General features: G+C 60.9%; 15 protein-coding genes. 5 read left to right on the top strand and 10 right to left on the bottom strand.

Annotated features, from left to right (window positions below):
- Positions 1 to 131: 131 nt before the first annotated feature.
- Positions 132 to 893: an enoyl-CoA hydratase/isomerase family protein gene (locus tag EN804_RS08320; RefSeq protein ID WP_135919122.1), complete on the bottom strand. Its 762-nt coding sequence runs from the start codon at positions 891 to 893 to the stop codon at positions 132 to 134.
- Positions 890 to 2,461: an acyl CoA:acetate/3-ketoacid CoA transferase gene (locus EN804_RS08315; RefSeq protein WP_135919121.1), complete on the bottom strand. Its 1,572-nt coding sequence runs from the start codon at positions 2,459 to 2,461 to the stop codon at positions 890 to 892. The genes EN804_RS08320 and EN804_RS08315 overlap by 4 nt, the downstream gene beginning before the upstream one ends.
- A 114-nt stretch (positions 2,462 to 2,575) precedes the next feature.
- Between EN804_RS08315 and EN804_RS08310 the strand changes: the two genes are divergently transcribed.
- On the top strand, positions 2,576 to 3,397 hold the full coding sequence (locus EN804_RS08310) for an aldo/keto reductase (protein ID WP_135919120.1): 822 nt from the start codon (positions 2,576 to 2,578) through the stop codon (positions 3,395 to 3,397).
- A 44-nt stretch (positions 3,398 to 3,441) separates the two neighbouring features.
- Here EN804_RS08310 and EN804_RS08305 read toward each other — a convergent pair whose 3' ends face one another.
- From EN804_RS08305 to EN804_RS08275, 7 genes are all read right to left on the bottom strand, one after another.
- A complete protein-coding gene (locus EN804_RS08305) occupies positions 3,442 to 5,046 on the bottom strand; it encodes a GMC family oxidoreductase N-terminal domain-containing protein (protein ID WP_135919183.1) in 1,605 nt (534 codons plus the stop codon).
- Positions 5,046 to 6,542, bottom strand: a complete 1,497-nt coding sequence (locus EN804_RS08300; RefSeq protein WP_135919119.1) for an aldehyde dehydrogenase family protein — start codon at positions 6,540 to 6,542, stop codon at positions 5,046 to 5,048. Before EN804_RS08300 ends, EN804_RS08305 begins: the two co-directional genes overlap by 1 nt.
- A 67-nt stretch (positions 6,543 to 6,609) precedes the next feature.
- Entirely contained in the window at positions 6,610 to 7,641 is a 1,032-nt protein-coding gene (locus EN804_RS08295) for an alcohol dehydrogenase catalytic domain-containing protein (RefSeq protein WP_135919118.1), read from the bottom strand.
- Positions 7,642 to 7,649: 8 nt separating this feature from the next.
- Positions 7,650 to 8,591: an ABC transporter permease gene (locus EN804_RS08290; RefSeq protein ID WP_135919117.1), complete on the bottom strand. Its 942-nt coding sequence runs from the start codon at positions 8,589 to 8,591 to the stop codon at positions 7,650 to 7,652.
- 8 nt (positions 8,592 to 8,599) lie between these two features.
- Positions 8,600 to 10,105, bottom strand: coding sequence for a sugar ABC transporter ATP-binding protein (locus EN804_RS08285; protein ID WP_135919116.1), 1,506 nt, complete (start codon positions 10,103 to 10,105; stop codon positions 8,600 to 8,602).
- A gap of 7 nt (positions 10,106 to 10,112) precedes the next feature.
- Entirely contained in the window at positions 10,113 to 11,078 is a 966-nt protein-coding gene (locus EN804_RS08280) for an ABC transporter permease (protein ID WP_135919115.1), read from the bottom strand.
- Positions 11,079 to 11,151: 73 nt separating this feature from the next.
- Positions 11,152 to 12,264, bottom strand: coding sequence for a sugar ABC transporter substrate-binding protein (locus tag EN804_RS08275; RefSeq protein WP_135919114.1), 1,113 nt, complete (start codon positions 12,262 to 12,264; stop codon positions 11,152 to 11,154).
- A gap of 239 nt (positions 12,265 to 12,503) precedes the next feature.
- On the opposite strand from EN804_RS08275, the gene EN804_RS08270 reads away from it, so the two are divergent.
- From EN804_RS08270 to EN804_RS08260, 3 genes are all read left to right on the top strand, one after another.
- Complete coding sequence (locus EN804_RS08270) at positions 12,504 to 13,163, top strand: TetR/AcrR family transcriptional regulator (RefSeq protein ID WP_246693389.1); 660 nt, start codon at positions 12,504 to 12,506, stop codon at positions 13,161 to 13,163.
- Between the two features lie 377 nt (positions 13,164 to 13,540).
- Entirely contained in the window at positions 13,541 to 14,158 is a 618-nt protein-coding gene (locus EN804_RS38640; protein WP_135919112.1) for a cold shock domain-containing protein, read from the top strand.
- 125 nt (positions 14,159 to 14,283) lie between these two features.
- The gene (locus EN804_RS08260; protein WP_189524450.1) at positions 14,284 to 15,447 is read left to right on the top strand and encodes a PHB depolymerase family esterase; all 1,164 of its coding nucleotides are present in this window, start codon (positions 14,284 to 14,286) and stop codon (positions 15,445 to 15,447) included.
- Positions 15,448 to 15,663: 216 nt separating this feature from the next.
- On the opposite strand, the gene EN804_RS08255 is transcribed toward EN804_RS08260, so the two are convergent.
- The gene (locus EN804_RS08255; RefSeq protein WP_135919111.1) at positions 15,664 to 16,554 is read right to left on the bottom strand and encodes a LysR substrate-binding domain-containing protein; all 891 of its coding nucleotides are present in this window, start codon (positions 16,552 to 16,554) and stop codon (positions 15,664 to 15,666) included.
- 211 nt (positions 16,555 to 16,765) lie between these two features.
- Here EN804_RS08255 and EN804_RS08250 point away from each other — a divergent pair, with 211 nt between their 5' ends.
- Complete coding sequence (locus EN804_RS08250; protein ID WP_135919110.1) at positions 16,766 to 17,626, top strand: transporter substrate-binding domain-containing protein; 861 nt, start codon at positions 16,766 to 16,768, stop codon at positions 17,624 to 17,626.
- Positions 17,627 to 17,687: the final 61 nt, after the last annotated feature.

The raw sequence follows: 17,687 nt of genomic DNA, 5'->3' as shown, positions 1-17,687 counted from the left end.
GGCCCGTTTGGGATGATGCTCCCACCAGGCAATCACCGGAAAGCGACGACAATCCTTCAAAGACCACGGCCCTTCGGCCGGATCGCTGTCACTGGACAGATGTCACTCGTCGGCCCTCGGCAGTTCCAGTCTCACGGGCGGCCCTTTTCCCGGAAGGCAGCCAGGCCTGCCCGGAGGTCGTCGCTCCCGGCAGCGATCCGTCCGGCAAACGCATCCAGAACACGTTCCCGTTCCTCGCCTTCGGCAGCGTTGATGAGCATCTTGGCCAGTTCGGTAGCGGTAGCGGACCGGCCTGCGACGATGGCGGCAAGTTCCTCGGCCGCCGCGAGGCCGCCACCCTTATTGACCACCTTGTCGACAAGCGACAATCTTAGGGCCTCGTCGGCGGAATAGACTTCGCCGAAAAGCGACATGCGCCGGACCAATTGGGGGCCGAAACGGCGAGCCGTGCGCTGGGTGCCCGACCAGCCCGGTATGGTCCCGAGGCTGGTTTCAGGCAGGCCGATGCGGGCGTGGCTCTCGGCGATCCGATAGTCGGCGCAGGCTGCAAGCTCCAGGCCTCCGCCAAGGCAATGGCCGTTAAGGACCGCAATAACCGGTTGCGAGAGCCTGGCAAGAGCGTCGAAGCCGGCATGGCCGTCGCGGATCCAGTGGCGCGCGAACTCCGCCGGATCGAGCGCGCTCCAGGCGGCGACGTCGCCGCCCGCGCAGAACGACTTCTCGCCCTCGCCGGTCAGGATCAGCACCTTCGCCGCGGAACGCTCCACCGCCCTGCACAGCGGCGCGAGCGCATCGACCATCGCGGCATCGAGCGCGTTGAGCTTCTCAGGCCGACGGATCGTCATACGCGCCACCGCCCCGTCGAAGCTGAGGTCGAGGCGGGGATCGCTCACAGCCGCAACCCCATTGGCTGGCCGAAGAACAGCGCCGCGTCCATCTGCTTCAGTCCCGGCGAGACCGCCAGAGGAGACGCCGCCTGCCGCAGGACGTCGCGCTCAAGGTCCAGCCCGGGGGCTATTTCGGTGACGACCAGGCCGTCGGCTGTCAGGCGGATGACGCATCTTTCCGTCACATAGGTGACGTCCTGGCCCTGGCTGACGGCGCGCGCGCCTGAGAAGCTGACCTGGTCCACCTTCGGGACGATCTTTGCGACCTTGCCTTCCTTATCGATGACCAGCTTGCCGTTCTCCAGCCGCATCTTCGCGCCGGCGTTGAAGTTGCCGGAGAACACGATCTTGCGCGCTCGCGAGGTGATGTCCACGAAGCCGCCGGCGCCGGCGGTGCGATGCGGCGTCGAGGAAAGACGCGAGACGTTGACAGATCCGTCGGAGCCGATCTCGAGGAACGACAGCAGGGAGCAGTCGAAGCCTCCGGCCTGGAAATAGGTGAAAAGGTGCGGGGAGGCGACGAAAGCCTCCGCGTTCGAGGCGCAGCCGAACTTGAAGTCGAGCAGTGGCACACCGCCCACCGGACCCTGTTCGATCACCCAGGTGACGGCGCCGTGCAGGCCTTCCTCGATCAGGATGCGGGGTACGTTGGCCGAGATGCCGAAGCCGATATTGACCGCCCAGCCCGCTCGAAGCTCCTGCGCGACGCGGCGCGCGATGACCTTGGAGACATTGTATTCTGGGGTGCGGAACGTGTGCAGCGGCCGGAACAGTTCTCCTGATATCGCCGGGTCATAAGCGGTCGCCGTGGTCTGCAGCTGGTCCGGCGCCTCGACGATGAAATCCACCAGGATACCGGGCACATGCACATCATGCGGCCGCAGCGTGCCCTGAGCCGCGACGCGCTTGACCTGGGCAATGACGATGCCGCCGCAGTTGCGCGCCGCAAGCGCCATTTCCATGGCACCGAGCGTTGCCCCTTCCTGCTCGAAGGTGAGGTTTCCCTTCTCGTCCGCCGTGGTCGCGCGGATGATCGCCACGTCCGGCCTGAGGGGAGGGAAGTGGAGCCAGGTCTCGCCGTTGAATTCTACGCGCCGCACGATCGGCGCCTTCCGGGCCGAAGCGTTCATGGCTCCGCCCTCGAGCATCGGATCGACAAATGTGTCCATGCCGACCTTGGTCAACACACCCGGACGCTGCGCCGCGCCCTCGCGCAGCATGTCGAACACGATTCCGGAAGGGAAGTTCCAGGCCGCTACGTCCTCGGCCAGGATACGCTGCCAGATCAGCGGCGGCTCGGCATTGGTCGGCCCTGAGGGATATGAGCCGCCGATGATGCGGCTGATCAGGCCCGGCAAGGCGATGTGGTCGACCCCCTTGGTGCCGAACATGTCGCCGGCGGCAATCGGATGGATGGTGGTGATGTTGCGCGGCGCTCCTTCGGCCGCGAAACGTTTGCCAAGGGCTTCAAGCACGGCGTCCGGACAAAGCAGGCCGGACGACGAATTGACCGCTACCACCGCTGCGTCGCCTATAGCGGCAACAGCCTCCGCTGCGGACCTGACCTTGCTCACGCTTCCTCTCCATAAGGCTTGGCAATAAGTAACTAGATAGTTATAAACGTGATATAGCCGCCTGCGGCTTGCAAGGCAAGCTCCGCGCCGACGGCAACCAGCGGGAGGATTTTTATGAACATCATGTTCCAGAAGACGAACCAGCGGATGTTTGGAACTTTCCCCCTTAAGGGGGATACGCTGCGCGCTGCGATCGCGGCTGCGATCGATGCAGGTTACCGCGCGTTCGACACGGCTCAGGCCTATGGCAATGAAGCCGACACGGGCCTGGCCTTGGCCGAGGGCGGCATATCCAGGGACGAGCTTTGCATCACGACAAAAGTCACCGTGGAGAACTTCTCGCCGGAACGGTTCATGCCGTCCGTCGAACAGTCCTTGCGGGATCTGAGGTTGGATCGTGTCGATATCCTTTTGCTTCACTGGCCGACGCCGGGAGGCGATATCAAGCTTTCCCTGGAACTGCTTCAGGAAGCGCAGGAGCGGGGTTTCGCCAGCACCATCGGCGTTTCGAACTACACAGCGGCGATGATGCGCCAGGCGAAGCAGATCACCGGGGTGCCGCTCGTGACCAATCAGGTGGAATTCCATCCGCTGCTTGACCAGCGCAAGCTGCTGGCGGCCGCGAGTGAAACGGGTATCCCTCTGTCGTCCTACTGTTCTGTCGCGCGCGGCGAGGTCTTCAAGCATCCGATTTTCGCCGACATCGGCGTCACATACGGCAAGTCGGCTGCCCAGGTGGTGCTGCGCTGGATCCTGCAGAAGGGTTTGCCGATCAACACGATGTCCACCAAGCCGGACAACATCCGCGCCAATTTCGACGTGATGGACTTCACCTTGTCGAGTATCGACATGGGCCGCATCGACGCCATGGGTGCCGTCGGTTATCGCGTTGTCGGAAAGCGGCTGATCCCATATGCGCCGGATTTCGACGCCTGAGGGCGCGAACACGACCATTAGCAGATCCGAGGTGATGGCAAAAGCTAGCGGTTGCCTCGGATCAGGTCCGACGCATGCTCGCCGATCATGATTGTCGCCGCATTGGTGTTTGATCCAACCAGAGACGGCATTGCCGAGCTGTCGCAGATGCGGATGCCATCCAATCCGTGCACTCGCAGTTGAGGGTCGACCACGGACATCGCATCCTTCCCCATCCGACAGGTGCAGGTCGGGTGATACGAGGTCCGGCCGTAACGTCGCGCATAGGCTTCATAGTCTGCCTGCGAACGCACATTTGTGTCAGGGAAACGGAGCTCCTTGATGAATTTTCGCAGCGAAGGCTGATTGAATATCTCCCGGCTGATCTTGATGCCTTCGACCGACACTCTGAGGTCGTCCGGGTCCGCGAGGAAATTGGGATCGACGACTGGATTGTCGCGCGGATCCGGCGAACGGAGCGTCACGCTCCCACGCGATTTCGGGCGCAGCGTGTAGCTGTTCAACGTGATGCCGGACGATCCCTTCGGCACGGACGGCACGCCCGCTTCCGCTCCTGCTCCCGCCAGGAAGTGGAACTGCAGATCGGGAACCGCTCCAGCATGGTTCCCCGAGGAATGCCAGAAGGCGCCACCCTCGACGACGTTCGACGTTATCGGTCCGGTCTTAAACAGCATGTACTGAATGCCGGCCCACAGCATCCACTGGGTCTTGTTGTACTTGTCGAGTGAATCATGGCCTTTCAATTCGGCCACTATGTCGATGCCGAAATGATCGTGCAGGTTCTGCCCGACGCCCGGGAGGTCCTGGATGGTCTCGATATCATGCCGGCGCAGGTGCTCGGCTGGGCCGATGCCGGACAGCATCATCAGCTTCGGCGTTCCTATCGCCCCCGAGGTGACCAGCACTTCGCTGTCCGCGTTTATGACCTTCAACGAGCCGCCGACCGAGCATTCGACGCCAACGGCCCGGCGACCCTTGAAAACGATGCGATGGACCAGCGCCTCGGTGATCAGCGTGAGGTTCGGGCGCGCCAGGGCAGGCTTGAGGTAGCCCACGGCGGCCGAGCAGCGGCGGGCGTTGCGGGTCGTGGTCTGGTATATGCCGGCGCCTTCCTGCTTCGCGCCGTTGAAGTCCGGATTATAGGGCAGCCCGTATTCTTGGCAGCCCTGGACGAATGCGCGAGATACGACGTTGGGATCTGGTATGTTCGACACGCCGAGCGGGCCGTCGGTGCCGTGGAGGCTGCCGGAGAATATGCTGTTGCCCTCGGAACGGAGGAAATATTTCCGCACGTCCTTGAATGCCCAGCCATCCGCGCCTTCCTCGTTCGCCCACCGGTCGTAGTCGGTCTCGTGGCCCCGGGTATATACCTCGGCATTGATTGACGAGCCGCCGCCCAGCACCTTTGCCTGCGCGTAGAGAATCTCGCGATTGTCGGCGTGCTTCTGAGGGGCCGTCACCAAGCCCCAGGTGAGCGGCCCTGTGGTCATTTTGGCGAAGCCGACTGGCATGTGGATCAACGGATGGCTGTCCTTACCCCCAGCCTCGATTATACAGACGCGGACTGCCGGGTTCTCGGACAGGCGGGCCGCGAGCACGCAGCCGGAAGAGCCTGCACCGACGATCACATAGTCGAAACCCGTCGTCATCACTTGATCCAGTGCGTACGCTTGCCGACCTCGATGTGGACGGATTTCACCTGTGTGTACTCCTCCACGCCGTACATTCCGGCCTCTCTTCCCCATCCGGACTGCTTGAATCCGCCGAGCGGCATTTCCGGCCCCCCGGCCATGATTGTGTTCACCCAGAACCGGCCGGCGCGTACGCGTCGCGTCACCACCAGCGCCTTGTCTATGTTCTTTGTCCACACGCTGGCAGCCAGGCCATACACAGTGTCGTTGGCAAGGGCGATGGCCTGCTCGAGCGTGTCAAAATGGAAAGACGAGAGGACGGGCCCGAAGATTTCGTCGCGGGCTATCGACATTTCGGCTGTAACTCCGGAAAACAGCGTCGGTGCGATATAGTGACCGCCGCCGATATCCAGGGCCTGCCCGCCGGCGACAAGCGTTGCCCCTTCGGCCTTGCCTTTGTCGATATAGCTCAGGATGGTCGAATTCTGCGCCCCGGTGGTGATGGCTCCCACCTGCGTCTTTGTCTGCAGCGGATCGCCGACCACTATCTTGGCCATCTTGGCGGCGAGGATTTCTTCGAATGCAGGAGCAACCGAGCGCTCCACGATGACGCGGCTCGACGACACACAGCACTGCCCCGTGTTGAAGCTTATGCCGAAAGCCGCGCCGTCCGCCGCATCCTCGAGATTGCTGTCCGCAAACACGATGATAGGATTCTTGCCGCCCAGTTCCAGCCCGAGTTTCTTGAAGTTCGAATCGGCCGCCGCATGGACGCATGAGCGTCCGACGGATGTCGATCCGGTAAAGGACAGCATGTCGACATCCGGGTGCTCGCTCAAAGCCTGGCCAATCGTGCGGCCCGATCCGGTGACGACGTTATAGACGCCGTCCGGCGCGCCGGCTTCGGAAAGGATCTCGCCAAGCAGCAGCGTGGTCGCCGACGTGACCTCCGAAGGCTTGACGACGACGGTGCATCCGCTGGCCAGGATGAAGGGAACGCGCTCGCACAGGATCAGGAACGGGAAGTTCCAGGGCGTGATGAGCCCGACCACGCCGACCGGCTCGCGCAGCACCATGCCGAAAAGGCCATCGCCGAGACTGTTGAAGCTGTCGCCATGCAACAGCCTTGCGGCACCCGCGCCGACCTCGAAGCAGGCTATGCAATGATCGATCTCGCCGCGCGCCTGGGAGATCGGCTTGCCGTTCTCGAGGACTTCCCAATAGGCGATCTCGTCGCGGCGGCGGCGCAAGATCTCGGCCGCCCTTAGCAGCACGCCGGCCCGGTCGGCGCCTGGCACTCCGGCCCACCGGCGATCCTCAAACGCGCGGCGCGCTGCTGCGACGGTGGCATTGAGGTCGTCGACCGTGCATCTTGGCGTGAGCGTCACAGGCACGCCGTGGCCCGGCGACCGGCGCTCGAACAAAGCGCCGCCCTTGCACCAGGATCCGTCCGACCAGAACCCAAATTCCCGTGGCGCATCCGGCAGGGCGGGGCGATCAGTGAAATCGAGCATGGAATGCCTCCGTTCTAGTGGTGCGCGGGCCCTGCGCAATCGCTTGCAAAGCAGATCGCGCCGGCTGTTAGTTCAAAATGATCTGCGTCTTGAGATCCTGGGGCCGCTCGGCCAGGGTCTCGAAGGCGCGCTGGATGTCCTCGAGCGGGAAGGTCGCGCGTGTGAAAGCCTCGGTCTGGAAGCGGCCATGCGACAAGAGCGTCAGTGCATCATGCATGTCTTCGCCCATGCCGGCGACGGAGCCCTTTAGACTGTTCTCCTCGAGGATGGTGCGCAGGATATCGACCGGCACCGTTTGGTGCGGCCCGGTAAGTCCGAAGAAAGCGACATGCCCGCCCTTGCGGATGAGCTCGAATGCGAGCGCATAGAGCCCCGCGGAGCCGACGCTCTCGATAACCAGGTCCGCCCCGCGTCCACCGGTTCTTTTCAGGACCTCTGCCTTAAGCTGGGCAGGATCGGTAATGGCTGCATCCGCACCGGCTTCAAGAGCAAGGCGGCAACGGTCTTCCGACAGGTCGGCGACGATGATTGGCGCGGCGCCGCACAGGCGCATCATCTGGACATGCAGATTGCCAATTGGTCCTGCTCCCAGGATTACGACGGACTGGCCGAAACTCGCGTTCGCCTTGCGTGCGGCCCGCACTACGCAGGACACCGGCTCCGTCAGGGCAAGCACCTGAACCGGCACATTGTCAGGCGCCGGTATGACAAGCCTGGCCGGCACGCATACATATTCGGCGAACGCGCCGTCGCGCCCTATACCCACTTGCGTCATCGACGGGCAGTTGAGGATCTCGTTGCGGCGACACCAATAGCATTGGCCGCAGCCGATATTGATGTCCGCGACGCAGGTCGTGCCTGGCTTGATATGCTTCACACCCTCGCCTGTTGCGGCAACGGTCCCGGCAAACTCGTGGCCGGGCACCAACGGCAGCCGATCAACGGCATAATGACCGTTGAACATATGGATGTCGGTGCCGCAAATGCCGGTCCGCTGGACTCGGATCAGGGCATCATCGGGCCCCACCTCCGGAACGGCGACCTCGCGCAGTTCGAAACGATGAGGAGCGGTCAGAACTGCGGCGCGCATTGTTGCCATGGCTTATCTCACTTCACCGTGCGAAGTTTGGAGCGGTCGATGGTCAAGGCGATGGCGACGATCAACACTAGGCCGAAGACCATCTGCTGCTGGGTCGCCGCGATGCCGAAATAAAGCATCGACGCGCGGATGACCGCCACGATCAGCGTGCCGATCGCTGTGTTGAGTACACCGCCGACGCCGCCCGTTAGCGGCGTTCCGCCGACAAGCACCGCGACGATGGCGGGCAGCAGGAAACCATTGGCTATCGTCGGCGCGCCGCCCGACAGCTTGACGGAGAACAACAGCCCGGCCACCGCGGCCAGCCCTCCAGATATAGCAAAGGCAAGGATTTTATAACGGGCAACGTCAAGCCCGGACGCGGCCGCGGCCAGTTCGCCGGCGCCTACCGCCTTCAGCGCACGGCCCAGGATCGTGCGCCGTTCTATGAGCAGGCAGATCGCCAGCAAGCCGATCGCGATAAAGAGTTCGTTCGGTACAATACCGGTTCGGCCGATCATCCACCCGAACGTCTCGTTACGCTGGGTGGCGTCCATGTTCAGGGCGCGGTTGCCGGAAAGCCATTGCGCTACCGAGAAGCAGATGCCGCCGACGGCCAGCGTGGAGATGAAGGACGGGACGTACATACGGGTGGTGAGATAGCCGGAGAGCGTTCCCAGCGTGAATCCGGCAAGGATGCAGAGCGCCGCAACCCAGATCCCCAGCGGCGCCAGATAAACCGAGGCGACGACGGTGATCATGTTAGCCATCGACTGTGCCGATAGATCGATGCCGCCGATGTAGATCGCGAATGTCAGTCCCAGCGCCATGATGAACAGCGGCACGATATCGCCTGCAAGGCTCAGCAGATTGACCGGCTTGAGAAAACTCGGATCGGCGAGGCCGACGATCGTGACCAGGACCAGAAGGGTGATCCAGGGAAAGTGCGGCTTCAGGCGTTGGATGTCCATGGAGGCCCTCAGATCATGTAGTGCAGAAGGTCGTAGGGCGTCGGCTTGGAACCGGGCACGCCGTCGAAGCGCTTCTGGATCTCGCCGTCCTTAATGACGACGATGGTGTGGGAGAGGCCGATCGCCTCTTCGAGCGTGTCGGCGACCAGGACAACGCCGGCCCCGTCGTCGCACATCTCTCTGATCATGTCGTAGACATCCTCCTTGGCGCCGATGTCCAGGCCTCGGGTCGGATGATCGAGCAGCATGATGTCGGAGCCACAAGACCGCCATTTGGCAAGCACGACCTTCTGCTGGTTGCCGCCCGAAAGGTTGCCGCAGTCGGCATATTCGGAGCTTGCCTTTATGGCGAGCTTCCCGATCCATTTCCTGGCAAGGGCCCGCTCATCGGCCACATCGAGCCAGCCCATCCGCGCGTAGTGCGGCATTTGCGAGAGCGTCATGTTCTCGTAGACATTCATGCCGGCCACGATGCCCTCGATTTTGCGCTCGCGCGGCACATAACCGACCCCACGCTCCACCGCTCCCCGGGCGGTCAGCCTGGAGACGGTCTCGCCCTTGATCTTCAGCGTGCCCCTGGTGGGCGTGCGCATGCCGTAGATTGTCCGCAGGATCGCTTCTCGGCCGGAGCCTTCGGTGCCGACCAGGCATAAGACCTCGCCGGCATGCAGCGTCAGAGAGATATCGTGAACCCGTCCCGCCAGGTCCACGCCCGACAGCTCCACCAGCGGCTTCGTCGCGTTGTAGGGCTTTTGCCGCTGTTCGCGATAGTATTCCTTGTCGACATGGCGGCCGACCATCTTATGCTGGATCGCCTCCGGCGTCGCCGCGCCGCGCGAGACGACGTCGACGACTTGCCCGTCCTTCATCACGTAGATGCGGTCCGAGAGCTCCATGACCTCATCCATGCGATGGGAAACAAAGATAAATGAAGCGCGCGTCGTCAGCTCCCGCACGAGCTTGAACAACAGCTTCACCTCTTCCTCGGCCAGCACCGAGGTTGGCTCGTCGAGCAGGACGACCAGATGACCCGACACCCGTTCCTCCAGGGTCAGCACCTTGGCCAATTCCACGAGCTGGCGCTGAGCGAAGGAAAGGCTCGAGGTGATCGTGCGCGGATCGATATCGAGTTTGACTTTTGCAAGCTGGTTCCCGGCGGATTTGGCCATCGCCTTCCAGTTGACCACGCCGAAGCGCGAGAACTGGTCTTCATAGCCCAGGAAGATGTTTTCCATCACGGACAGGTTGGTGATCAGCGATTGTTCCTGAAACACCATGCCGATGCCTCGTTCCATTGCGTCGCGCGGTCCGCCGAACCGGACAGGCTTGCCGTCGATAAGGATCTCCCCGCTGTCGGGCTGGTAGGCGCCGTAGATCACCTTCATAAGTGTGGATTTGCCGGCTCCATTCTCGCCCACCAGCCCGACGATCTCGCCGCGGCTGATGGAAAAGTCGACGGATTTCAGCGCCCGGACTCCCGGAAACTTCTTTTCGACAGCTTTCAATTCATACATTGCGGCCTCACTTGACGAACGCGACCGCGCGCCGGTCTGTCGACAGGATGACCGCGATGATGACCAGCAGCCCGAGAACGGCGGCCTGCAGGAAGTCGGGTAGGCCGATGACCACCATGCCGTTGTTGATGACGGCCACGATCAAGACGCCAACGAGCGTGTTCCACACGCCGCCGATGCCACCCCAGAGCGCGACGCCGCCAACCACCACCGAAGTGATGGACATGAACATAAAGTTGGATCCGGTGACAGATTCGGCCTGGCCGAGCTTCGCTACCTGAAGGATGGCCGCGATCGCGTAAAAGAAGCCCGCAAGCGAGAAGCCGGCCATCCTCACATGTTGCACCCGCACGCCCGAGGCGTGGGCGAGTTCCTCGCCTCCGCCGACCGCATAAAAGTAACGCCCAAGGCGGGTGTAGGACTGGATGAACCAGGCGAGAACCAGGCAGAGGCCCGCGACATAGACCATCAGCGGAAAGCCGAGGATGCGCCAAGTCAGCAGCGCGCGGAACATCGGGTCGTTGAATTTGACAATGTCGCCGCCGGTCAGCAGGATCGCGGCGCCTGTGCCGACGAATCCGAGCGCCAGGCTCGCCATGAAGGATGGAATCTTCAGCTTGACGTGGATGAACCCGTTCACCAGACCGATCGCGGCCCCGACGGCAAGAACGACCGGGATTGCGAGCCAGCCGCCCGACCCGAGCGTTCCACCCAGCGCCAGCATCAGAAAGCAAAAAAGAACTGCCGTCAGGGAAACGACGCCCTCCATGGACAGATCGATGGAACCCATCACGATGATGAAGGTCACGCCGACCGCCACCATGAGCGCAGGCGCCGCTGCGATCGCGATGCGCGCAAAGTTGCGTTGCGACAGGAACGATGGGTTTATCGCCGTGAACAGAATTATGAGCGCGAGAAGCACCATGAAGGGCGCCCAGCGGATCGCGTTCTCCCGCGTGAGGATGCGTGGCAAGTCCGGCCTCCCGTCCAAGCGTGCCGTGTAGGGAGAGCGGCCCGTTTTCAGGGCCGCTCGATCGAGCTTCGTATTACTTGTACTTGATCTGGCCGTTGCTCGGTCCCCAGAAATCCTTCCAATTGTAGGAAGGAACGGCGTCCAGATATTTGACCTTGAAGTCTGCGGCGTCCTTTTTGGTGACGAGAACTGTCGGGCCGTAGAATTCGCGGTGCTCCTTCGGTTCTTCCGAAGGTTTGAAGGCTCCGGTCGCGGCGTAATATGCCAGCGCCGCCGTGACGCCGCCGCCCCAGTGCGGATTGGTGAAGACGGTCGCCAGGAGCTTGCCGTCCATCACCAGCTTCACTGCTTCCGGATTTCCGTCATAGGCGACGATCGGCATATTCTCGATGCCTTCGGCGCGCAGGGCTTCGATGACACCGTAAGCGATGTTATCGTTGGCGCAGTGCACGCCGGTGATCTTATCTCCGAAACGAGTCAGGAAAGACGCCATCAACTCAGTGCCCTTGGTCGTGTCCCAGTCGGCGGGCTGAGCATCGAGAAGCTCGATATCGGGAAAGTCTTTCAATGCGTTCTTCAAGCCGTTCAGACGCTCGATGGCCGGGTTGTTGGCAGCAATGCCACCCAGATGCACGACGCCACCTTTGCCGCCCATGGCATCGAACAGTATCCGCGCCGTCTTCTCGGCCGGCTTCTCGTCCGACCAGGTCATGTGCGAGACGTAATTGTCGCCAATGTCCCACGGGTGCAGGTCGTCGGTCTTGTTCCAGATCGTGGAAATGTATCCGCCGGCGTCGCGCACAGCTTCAACCACCGGACGGGCGTTCGGGCTGTCATTGGCATCGCACGCGATAGCACACTTGCCGCCGGTCTTGGCAAGGAACGCCTTGATATCGGCCAGCGACTTTTCGGAGGACCCTTCGTTGATCAGGGAGACCAGGGAATCCTTGGGCTTGCCGAGGGACTCCACGAATGCCTCGCCGCCCGACACGATCGAGTTCCAGTAAGCCGAGGCGCGGTCGCGGTATGACCAGGCGATGGCCGGGTCACTGATCGCCGCCCGGGCAGTACTACCGCCGAAGGCGAATGGCGCCGCCATCGCCCCCATGCCGGCAGCCGTGGCGAGCAGGAAATTGCGCCGATTGATGGTCTCGCGCTCGATGAAATCCTTGATGAAAGTTGACATGCTACCTCCCATTTGGTGACGCCCGCACGGCGGGCCATCTATTGAGCGACCTCGAAAGCTGCCCGTCGAAGCCGCCCCGCCCTGCCGCTTAATGCACCATCTAGTTACTTCTTGAATGTGAGAGAGTCAAGCGGTGGCCGGGTGGGCGACCTGTTGACTTCTTAGATAATTGAAATGACTTTGAGGGTATGACCGATAGTCGACAGCACGCTGGAACTGGAATCAAGGGAGCGCCCAAAGTGGACGCCACGTCCGAAAAATCAGGCAATGGCGGCAGGAAGAAGCGGCTTCGGGATGCCGAAGCGACCAAGCTTCGTATTCTGGAAGCGGCGAAAAGTGATTTCGCAAAGAATGGCCTGGGCGGCGCGCGTGTCGATGTTATCGCGGCAAAGGCCAATGCCAACAAGAGAATGATTTACCATTACTTCGGCAGTAAGGATAACCTATTCCAGACAGTGATTGAGAATGCCTACCATGACATTCGAACGGCCGAGCAGAAACTTAATCTTGATGATTTGGAGCCCAAGGATGCTCTTGAGCGGCTTGTGCGGTTCACATGGCAATACTACTTGAAGAATCCGGAATTTATCACCTTGGTAAACAGCGAGAATCTTCATCGTGCCAAGCATGTGAAGAGATCTGAGATGATAAAGGCGGAGACCCGAAAATTTGTCGCCATGGTCTCCGGCATACTTGAAAGAGGCGTGAGCAGCGGAGATTTTCGCGCAGGCATCGACCCAGTGCAGTTGAACATCACGATCGCGGCGATCGGATACTATTATCTGACAAACCGATTCACCGGTTCGATTATTTTTGAGCGCGACCTGATGGAGAAGGATGCTCTGAATCAACGCCTGGAGTTCAATATCGACACCATTATGAGACTCGTGAGCACATGACGCCGCTTTGGCACGCTCACGACACCCCGGCCGTGTCACACGTATTTTGGGCCGGTCGCATCACCTTTTCCGTGACCTTGCTTGCATTAAGGCACGTTTGAAATTTAAGCCTCCATGTGTTGTCGCGAAATCGGACGCTCACGTTTGGGCACATCCATCAGCCCGCCTGAATGAGCTTGCACACCCTCAGGCAAGCATAATCCTTCACGCAGGTTTCAGCGATGCCCCCAGATCAGCCCGCCCGATCCGTTGAACTGAGTTGCTCACGCACCTTTAACGGTGGAGTTTCCCATGCGCCACGTCAGCAACCGGATTGATATTGCTCGCTGCTCACTCCCGGTGATAATGCAATCTTTTCCTCTAGGGTCAGTGCTGGAATGGGCAAATATCGGGAACACCGTCAGTCGCGGAGCCAAGGCTTCGAGAGCGAAAACCATCATGAGGGTTCGGAGCCGAGTTATTTCAGCCGCAGGCCAGCACCACCCCAGCTTTCGTCAGCGACGACCTTCTTACATGATGCTGAGGTACTCTGGTTAAACGCGGAGAAGGGTTTCGGCTTCTTGAGGCTCAGCGATGGTTCCGATGCCTTCATTCACTTCTCGAAGTTGCAGGCTGCGGGACATGACAGCCTTCCCGAAGGGGCACGCCTGAAGGTCCGAACCGAACCCGGCCAGAAAGGACCCCAAGTTGTCGAAGTTGTCTCTGTAAGCGTGGGAGACGGTGCGTTCTCCCCAAAGGTTGCGAAGCGATCCGCCGAAGCCTTGGTTCCTGTGCAGGAACACGAGGGGCAGGAAGCCGCTGGCGTCGTGAAGCGATACGATCTGAACAAGGGGTTCGGATTCATCGCGTTGGATGGCGGGGAGAAGGACGTGTTTGTCCATGCGACTACTTTGAACCGCAGCGGCGTGGCAAACCTCGAAGTCGGCCAGAAAGTGATCATCGCATACAGTCGAGGCCATAAGGGACTTGAGGCGCGAACAATTCGTCTGTGCTGACCGGACGCTGCATCCAGTACCGCATGTCAGTCGCCCTTCTTATTGTGCGGTGCAGCAACGATATTGCTGCGAGTGCGTTGCACACAGGGCGTCCAATAAAGGGCGTCAAAAAAAGGACGGCTCAATTGCGAAAAGTCTCCGATACGATCGCGCGCCTTGCAGCACTGCGCGGGCTACAAAACACAACCTCTTTCACATCCGCCGATCGCCTCTCCACCCTAGGAAATTTCGGCCCCAATCCTGGTGCGTTGCTGGCACGATACTATACGCCCGCTGATCTCCCGGACGAGGCGCCGCTGGTCGTTGTGCTGCACGGTTGCACCCAAAATGCTGCCAGCTACGACCATCACTCGGGATGGTCGCAACTCGCCGACGAGGCCGGTTTCGCGCTGCTCTACCCCGAGCAGCAACGCGCCAACAATCCGAACCTCTGCTTCAACTGGTTCCTGCCGGCAGACACTGCTCGCGATCGCGGCGAGGTCTTCTCGATCCGGCAGATGATCGAGACAATGGTTGTTGCCCACGGCCTGGACCGAAAGCAAATATTCGTCACCGGTCTTTCAGCCGGCGGCGCAATGGCCGCCGCGATGCTCGCTACTTATCCTGAGTTGTTCGCCGGGGGCGGCATCATTGCCGGGCTGCCGTTCGGCTGCGCGACAACCGTTCCGGAAGCTTTCGATCGGATGCGCGGCCACGGCGGTCCCTCCGAGCAAGAATTGCAGCGGTTAGTGCGCAAAGCTTCCAAGCACAATGGGCAGTGGCCCAAGATTTCGATCTGGCAGGGCTCCGGCGATCATACTGTGGCCTCTACAAACGCGGAGTCCATCGTGGCTCAGTGGCGCGGCGTGCACAAACTCGACACGGCGCCGACGCATTCGACGATTGAGCGCGGACGAAGCCGGCGGGTCTGGGCTGACGAAGCAGGCGAAGCGAAGATCGAGATCAATATGATTGCAGGCATGGGCCACGGTACGCCCATCGGCAACGGCCGCGGCACGGCCGGGCCTTACATGCTTGAGGTGGGTATCTCATCAACCCAGGAGATCGCGCGGTTCTGGGGTCTCGGCGATGCCGACGACGCGAGAGGGTCTGAGAGCGTCAGATCAGCTCCGCCAAGGACTGCGGCGGTCGAGACGAGACCGTCAATATCTCATATTCGGACAGCATCCGTGTCGTCAGCGAAGGCCATCCCTGCGGAACTGGCTCGAACTGACGGGGATTTTTCGCCGCGTGAATCGGTAAAAAAGGTGATCGAGGACGCGCTGCGCACCGCGGGCCTGATGCGGTAGGGAGCGCGCAAGCCTTCGAGGCTCAGTAGGCACGGCCAAATGCAGTAGAAGCTCCAACCCAAGGAACACGGCAAGCTTCGCAACCGTCGACTTCTGTCATCGAGTATAGCGACCGATCGTCGCCCGATTGATCTCTGCGAACAATATCAGATTATGAACGATGGTCTCGCAATTAGCTCCTTCTGGTCGTCTATCGGCAACCGCTGACGATGAGTGTCAGGAAAAATGCTCTTCCAGATAGATCCGGAATTCTCGCTCGAATTGTTCCTGCAGAAGTGAAGACAGATGCGTTCGGCTGCGCGTCAGATAGACGTGGCTGGGAACGTAGGGGAGGAATGGCTTGATGACGAGCGTGCCGCGCCAACGTTCGGCCGAGAACTTGTCGACGATGGACACGCCGAGACCTTCGGCTACCAAAGCGCAGGCGGAATCACTGAAATGTGCGTCGAAACGGGCTTCGACGCGAACTCCTGCATCGTCGAAGCTGCGCTCGACGGCCTGACGGGATCCGTCTTCGCGCCCTAGTTGGATAAAGCTTTCGTCGCGGATGTCGGAGGCTTCGATCGTGTGCTTGTCGCTCAGATGATGTCCTGCCGGCAGCACGCAGACAGAAGACGTCTCGAAGATCAGGTCGCAGGTGGTCGCCGGGTCGATCGCCGGCATAGTCATCAGGCCGATATCGAGTTGTTTGCTCGCCGCGAGTTCGGCGATCCGAACTGAGGATGATGGCATCAGTGCCAGCCGCAGCTTTGGATGACGCCGCGCGAACCCGCCGATGAACCTGGGCAGCACGATGCTCGACAGCGCTGGATAGGCGCCGATGATCAGACGGCCCGCCTGCAGCTGCTGGATGTCGGCCGCCAATCGCCGTAGGCGCGCCATGCCCTTGGCGACATGGCCGGCCTCTTCATGCAACAGATAGGCTTCAGCAGTCGGAGTCAGCCTGCCACCCTGACGCACGAACAACTGGATTTTCAAATTGTGTTCAAGGTTGGCGATGTGGGCGCTTACGGAGGGCTGCGAGATGTGGAGGAGGTCGGCTGCGCCGACCACGGTTCCTGCATCCATCACTGCTCGGAATGCCTGTAGCTGCCTGTAGTTCATCATGGGCGAGAGCCTGACCTCTATAGGAAAAAACTATAGAGAATGAAGCTTTTCATATTTGTCAATCGCCATCGGTTTCGCTTTACTCAACAGGCGCCAGGACTGGCCATCACGGCGCTGGAAATCACCACTGCGCAGAGACTGTAATTGCTCCGATCGAAGGATCGAGGTGACGTTCGCGCGCGCAGCCAACACTCAGAGGGTAACAATGAAAATGGGACTGTTACGTTGGATGGGCCTTACTGCCAGCGTCTTGATCTCGCTTACCGGTGCTGTGCGCGCCGACGACGCTGGCCAATGGTCGAAAATTCGCATTGCGACCGAGGGCGCCTATGCGCCTTGGAATTATATGTCTCCTGACGGCAAACTAGTGGGCTACGAGATCGATCTCGCCCAGGAACTGTGCCGCCGCATGAAGACCGAGTGCGAGATCGTCGCACAGGACTGGGACGGCATGCTGCCGGCGCTCAATGCCGGAAAGTTCGACGCTATCATCGCGTCCATGTCGGTCACGCCCGAGCGGCAGAAGGTTGCCTCCTTCTCGGTCCCTTACGCAAAGGCGCCCAACGCCTTCATGATGATGAAGGACAGCCCGCTCGTCGCCGCACTTGGGCCAAGGGTCGACTACAGCCTGAAGAAGGACCCAGACGGCGCTAAAAGGGCTATCGAGGCGATGGCCCCGGCGCTCAAGGGCAAGGTGCTAGCCGTCCAAGGGTCCTCGACGGCAGCCACATTCGCCACCGCCGAACTCAAGGACAAGGTTGAGATCCGCGAGTACAAAACCACGGAAGAGCACAATCTCGATCTTGTCGCCGGTCGCGTCGACCTGGTCATGGGCAATATCACCATGCTGAAAGCTGCGATGAAGCAGCCTGATCTCGCCAACGCCACGCTTGCCGGACCTACTTTCATTGAGGGTGTTTTGGGAAGTGGCACCGCTAATGTGGCCATGCGCAAGGACGATACCGCACTCAAGGCCAAGTTCGACGCGGCCATCCACGAGGTCAATGCGGACGGATTCAACAACAAGCTGACCGAGAAGTGGTTCGGGGTCGACATCACGCCCAAGGACTGAACTCCCCCCGGGCAGGTGCAACCCTGCTCCTGCCCATTTTACCATCGGAAAAACTGATAGC

Origin of the sequence: Mesorhizobium sp. M8A.F.Ca.ET.161.01.1.1, assembly GCF_004792105.1 — a bacterium.
GTDB lineage: Bacteria > Pseudomonadota > Alphaproteobacteria > Rhizobiales > Rhizobiaceae > Mesorhizobium.
Note: the sequence above shows the minus strand (reverse complement) of the source record. Positions and strands in the feature narration are given on the sequence as shown.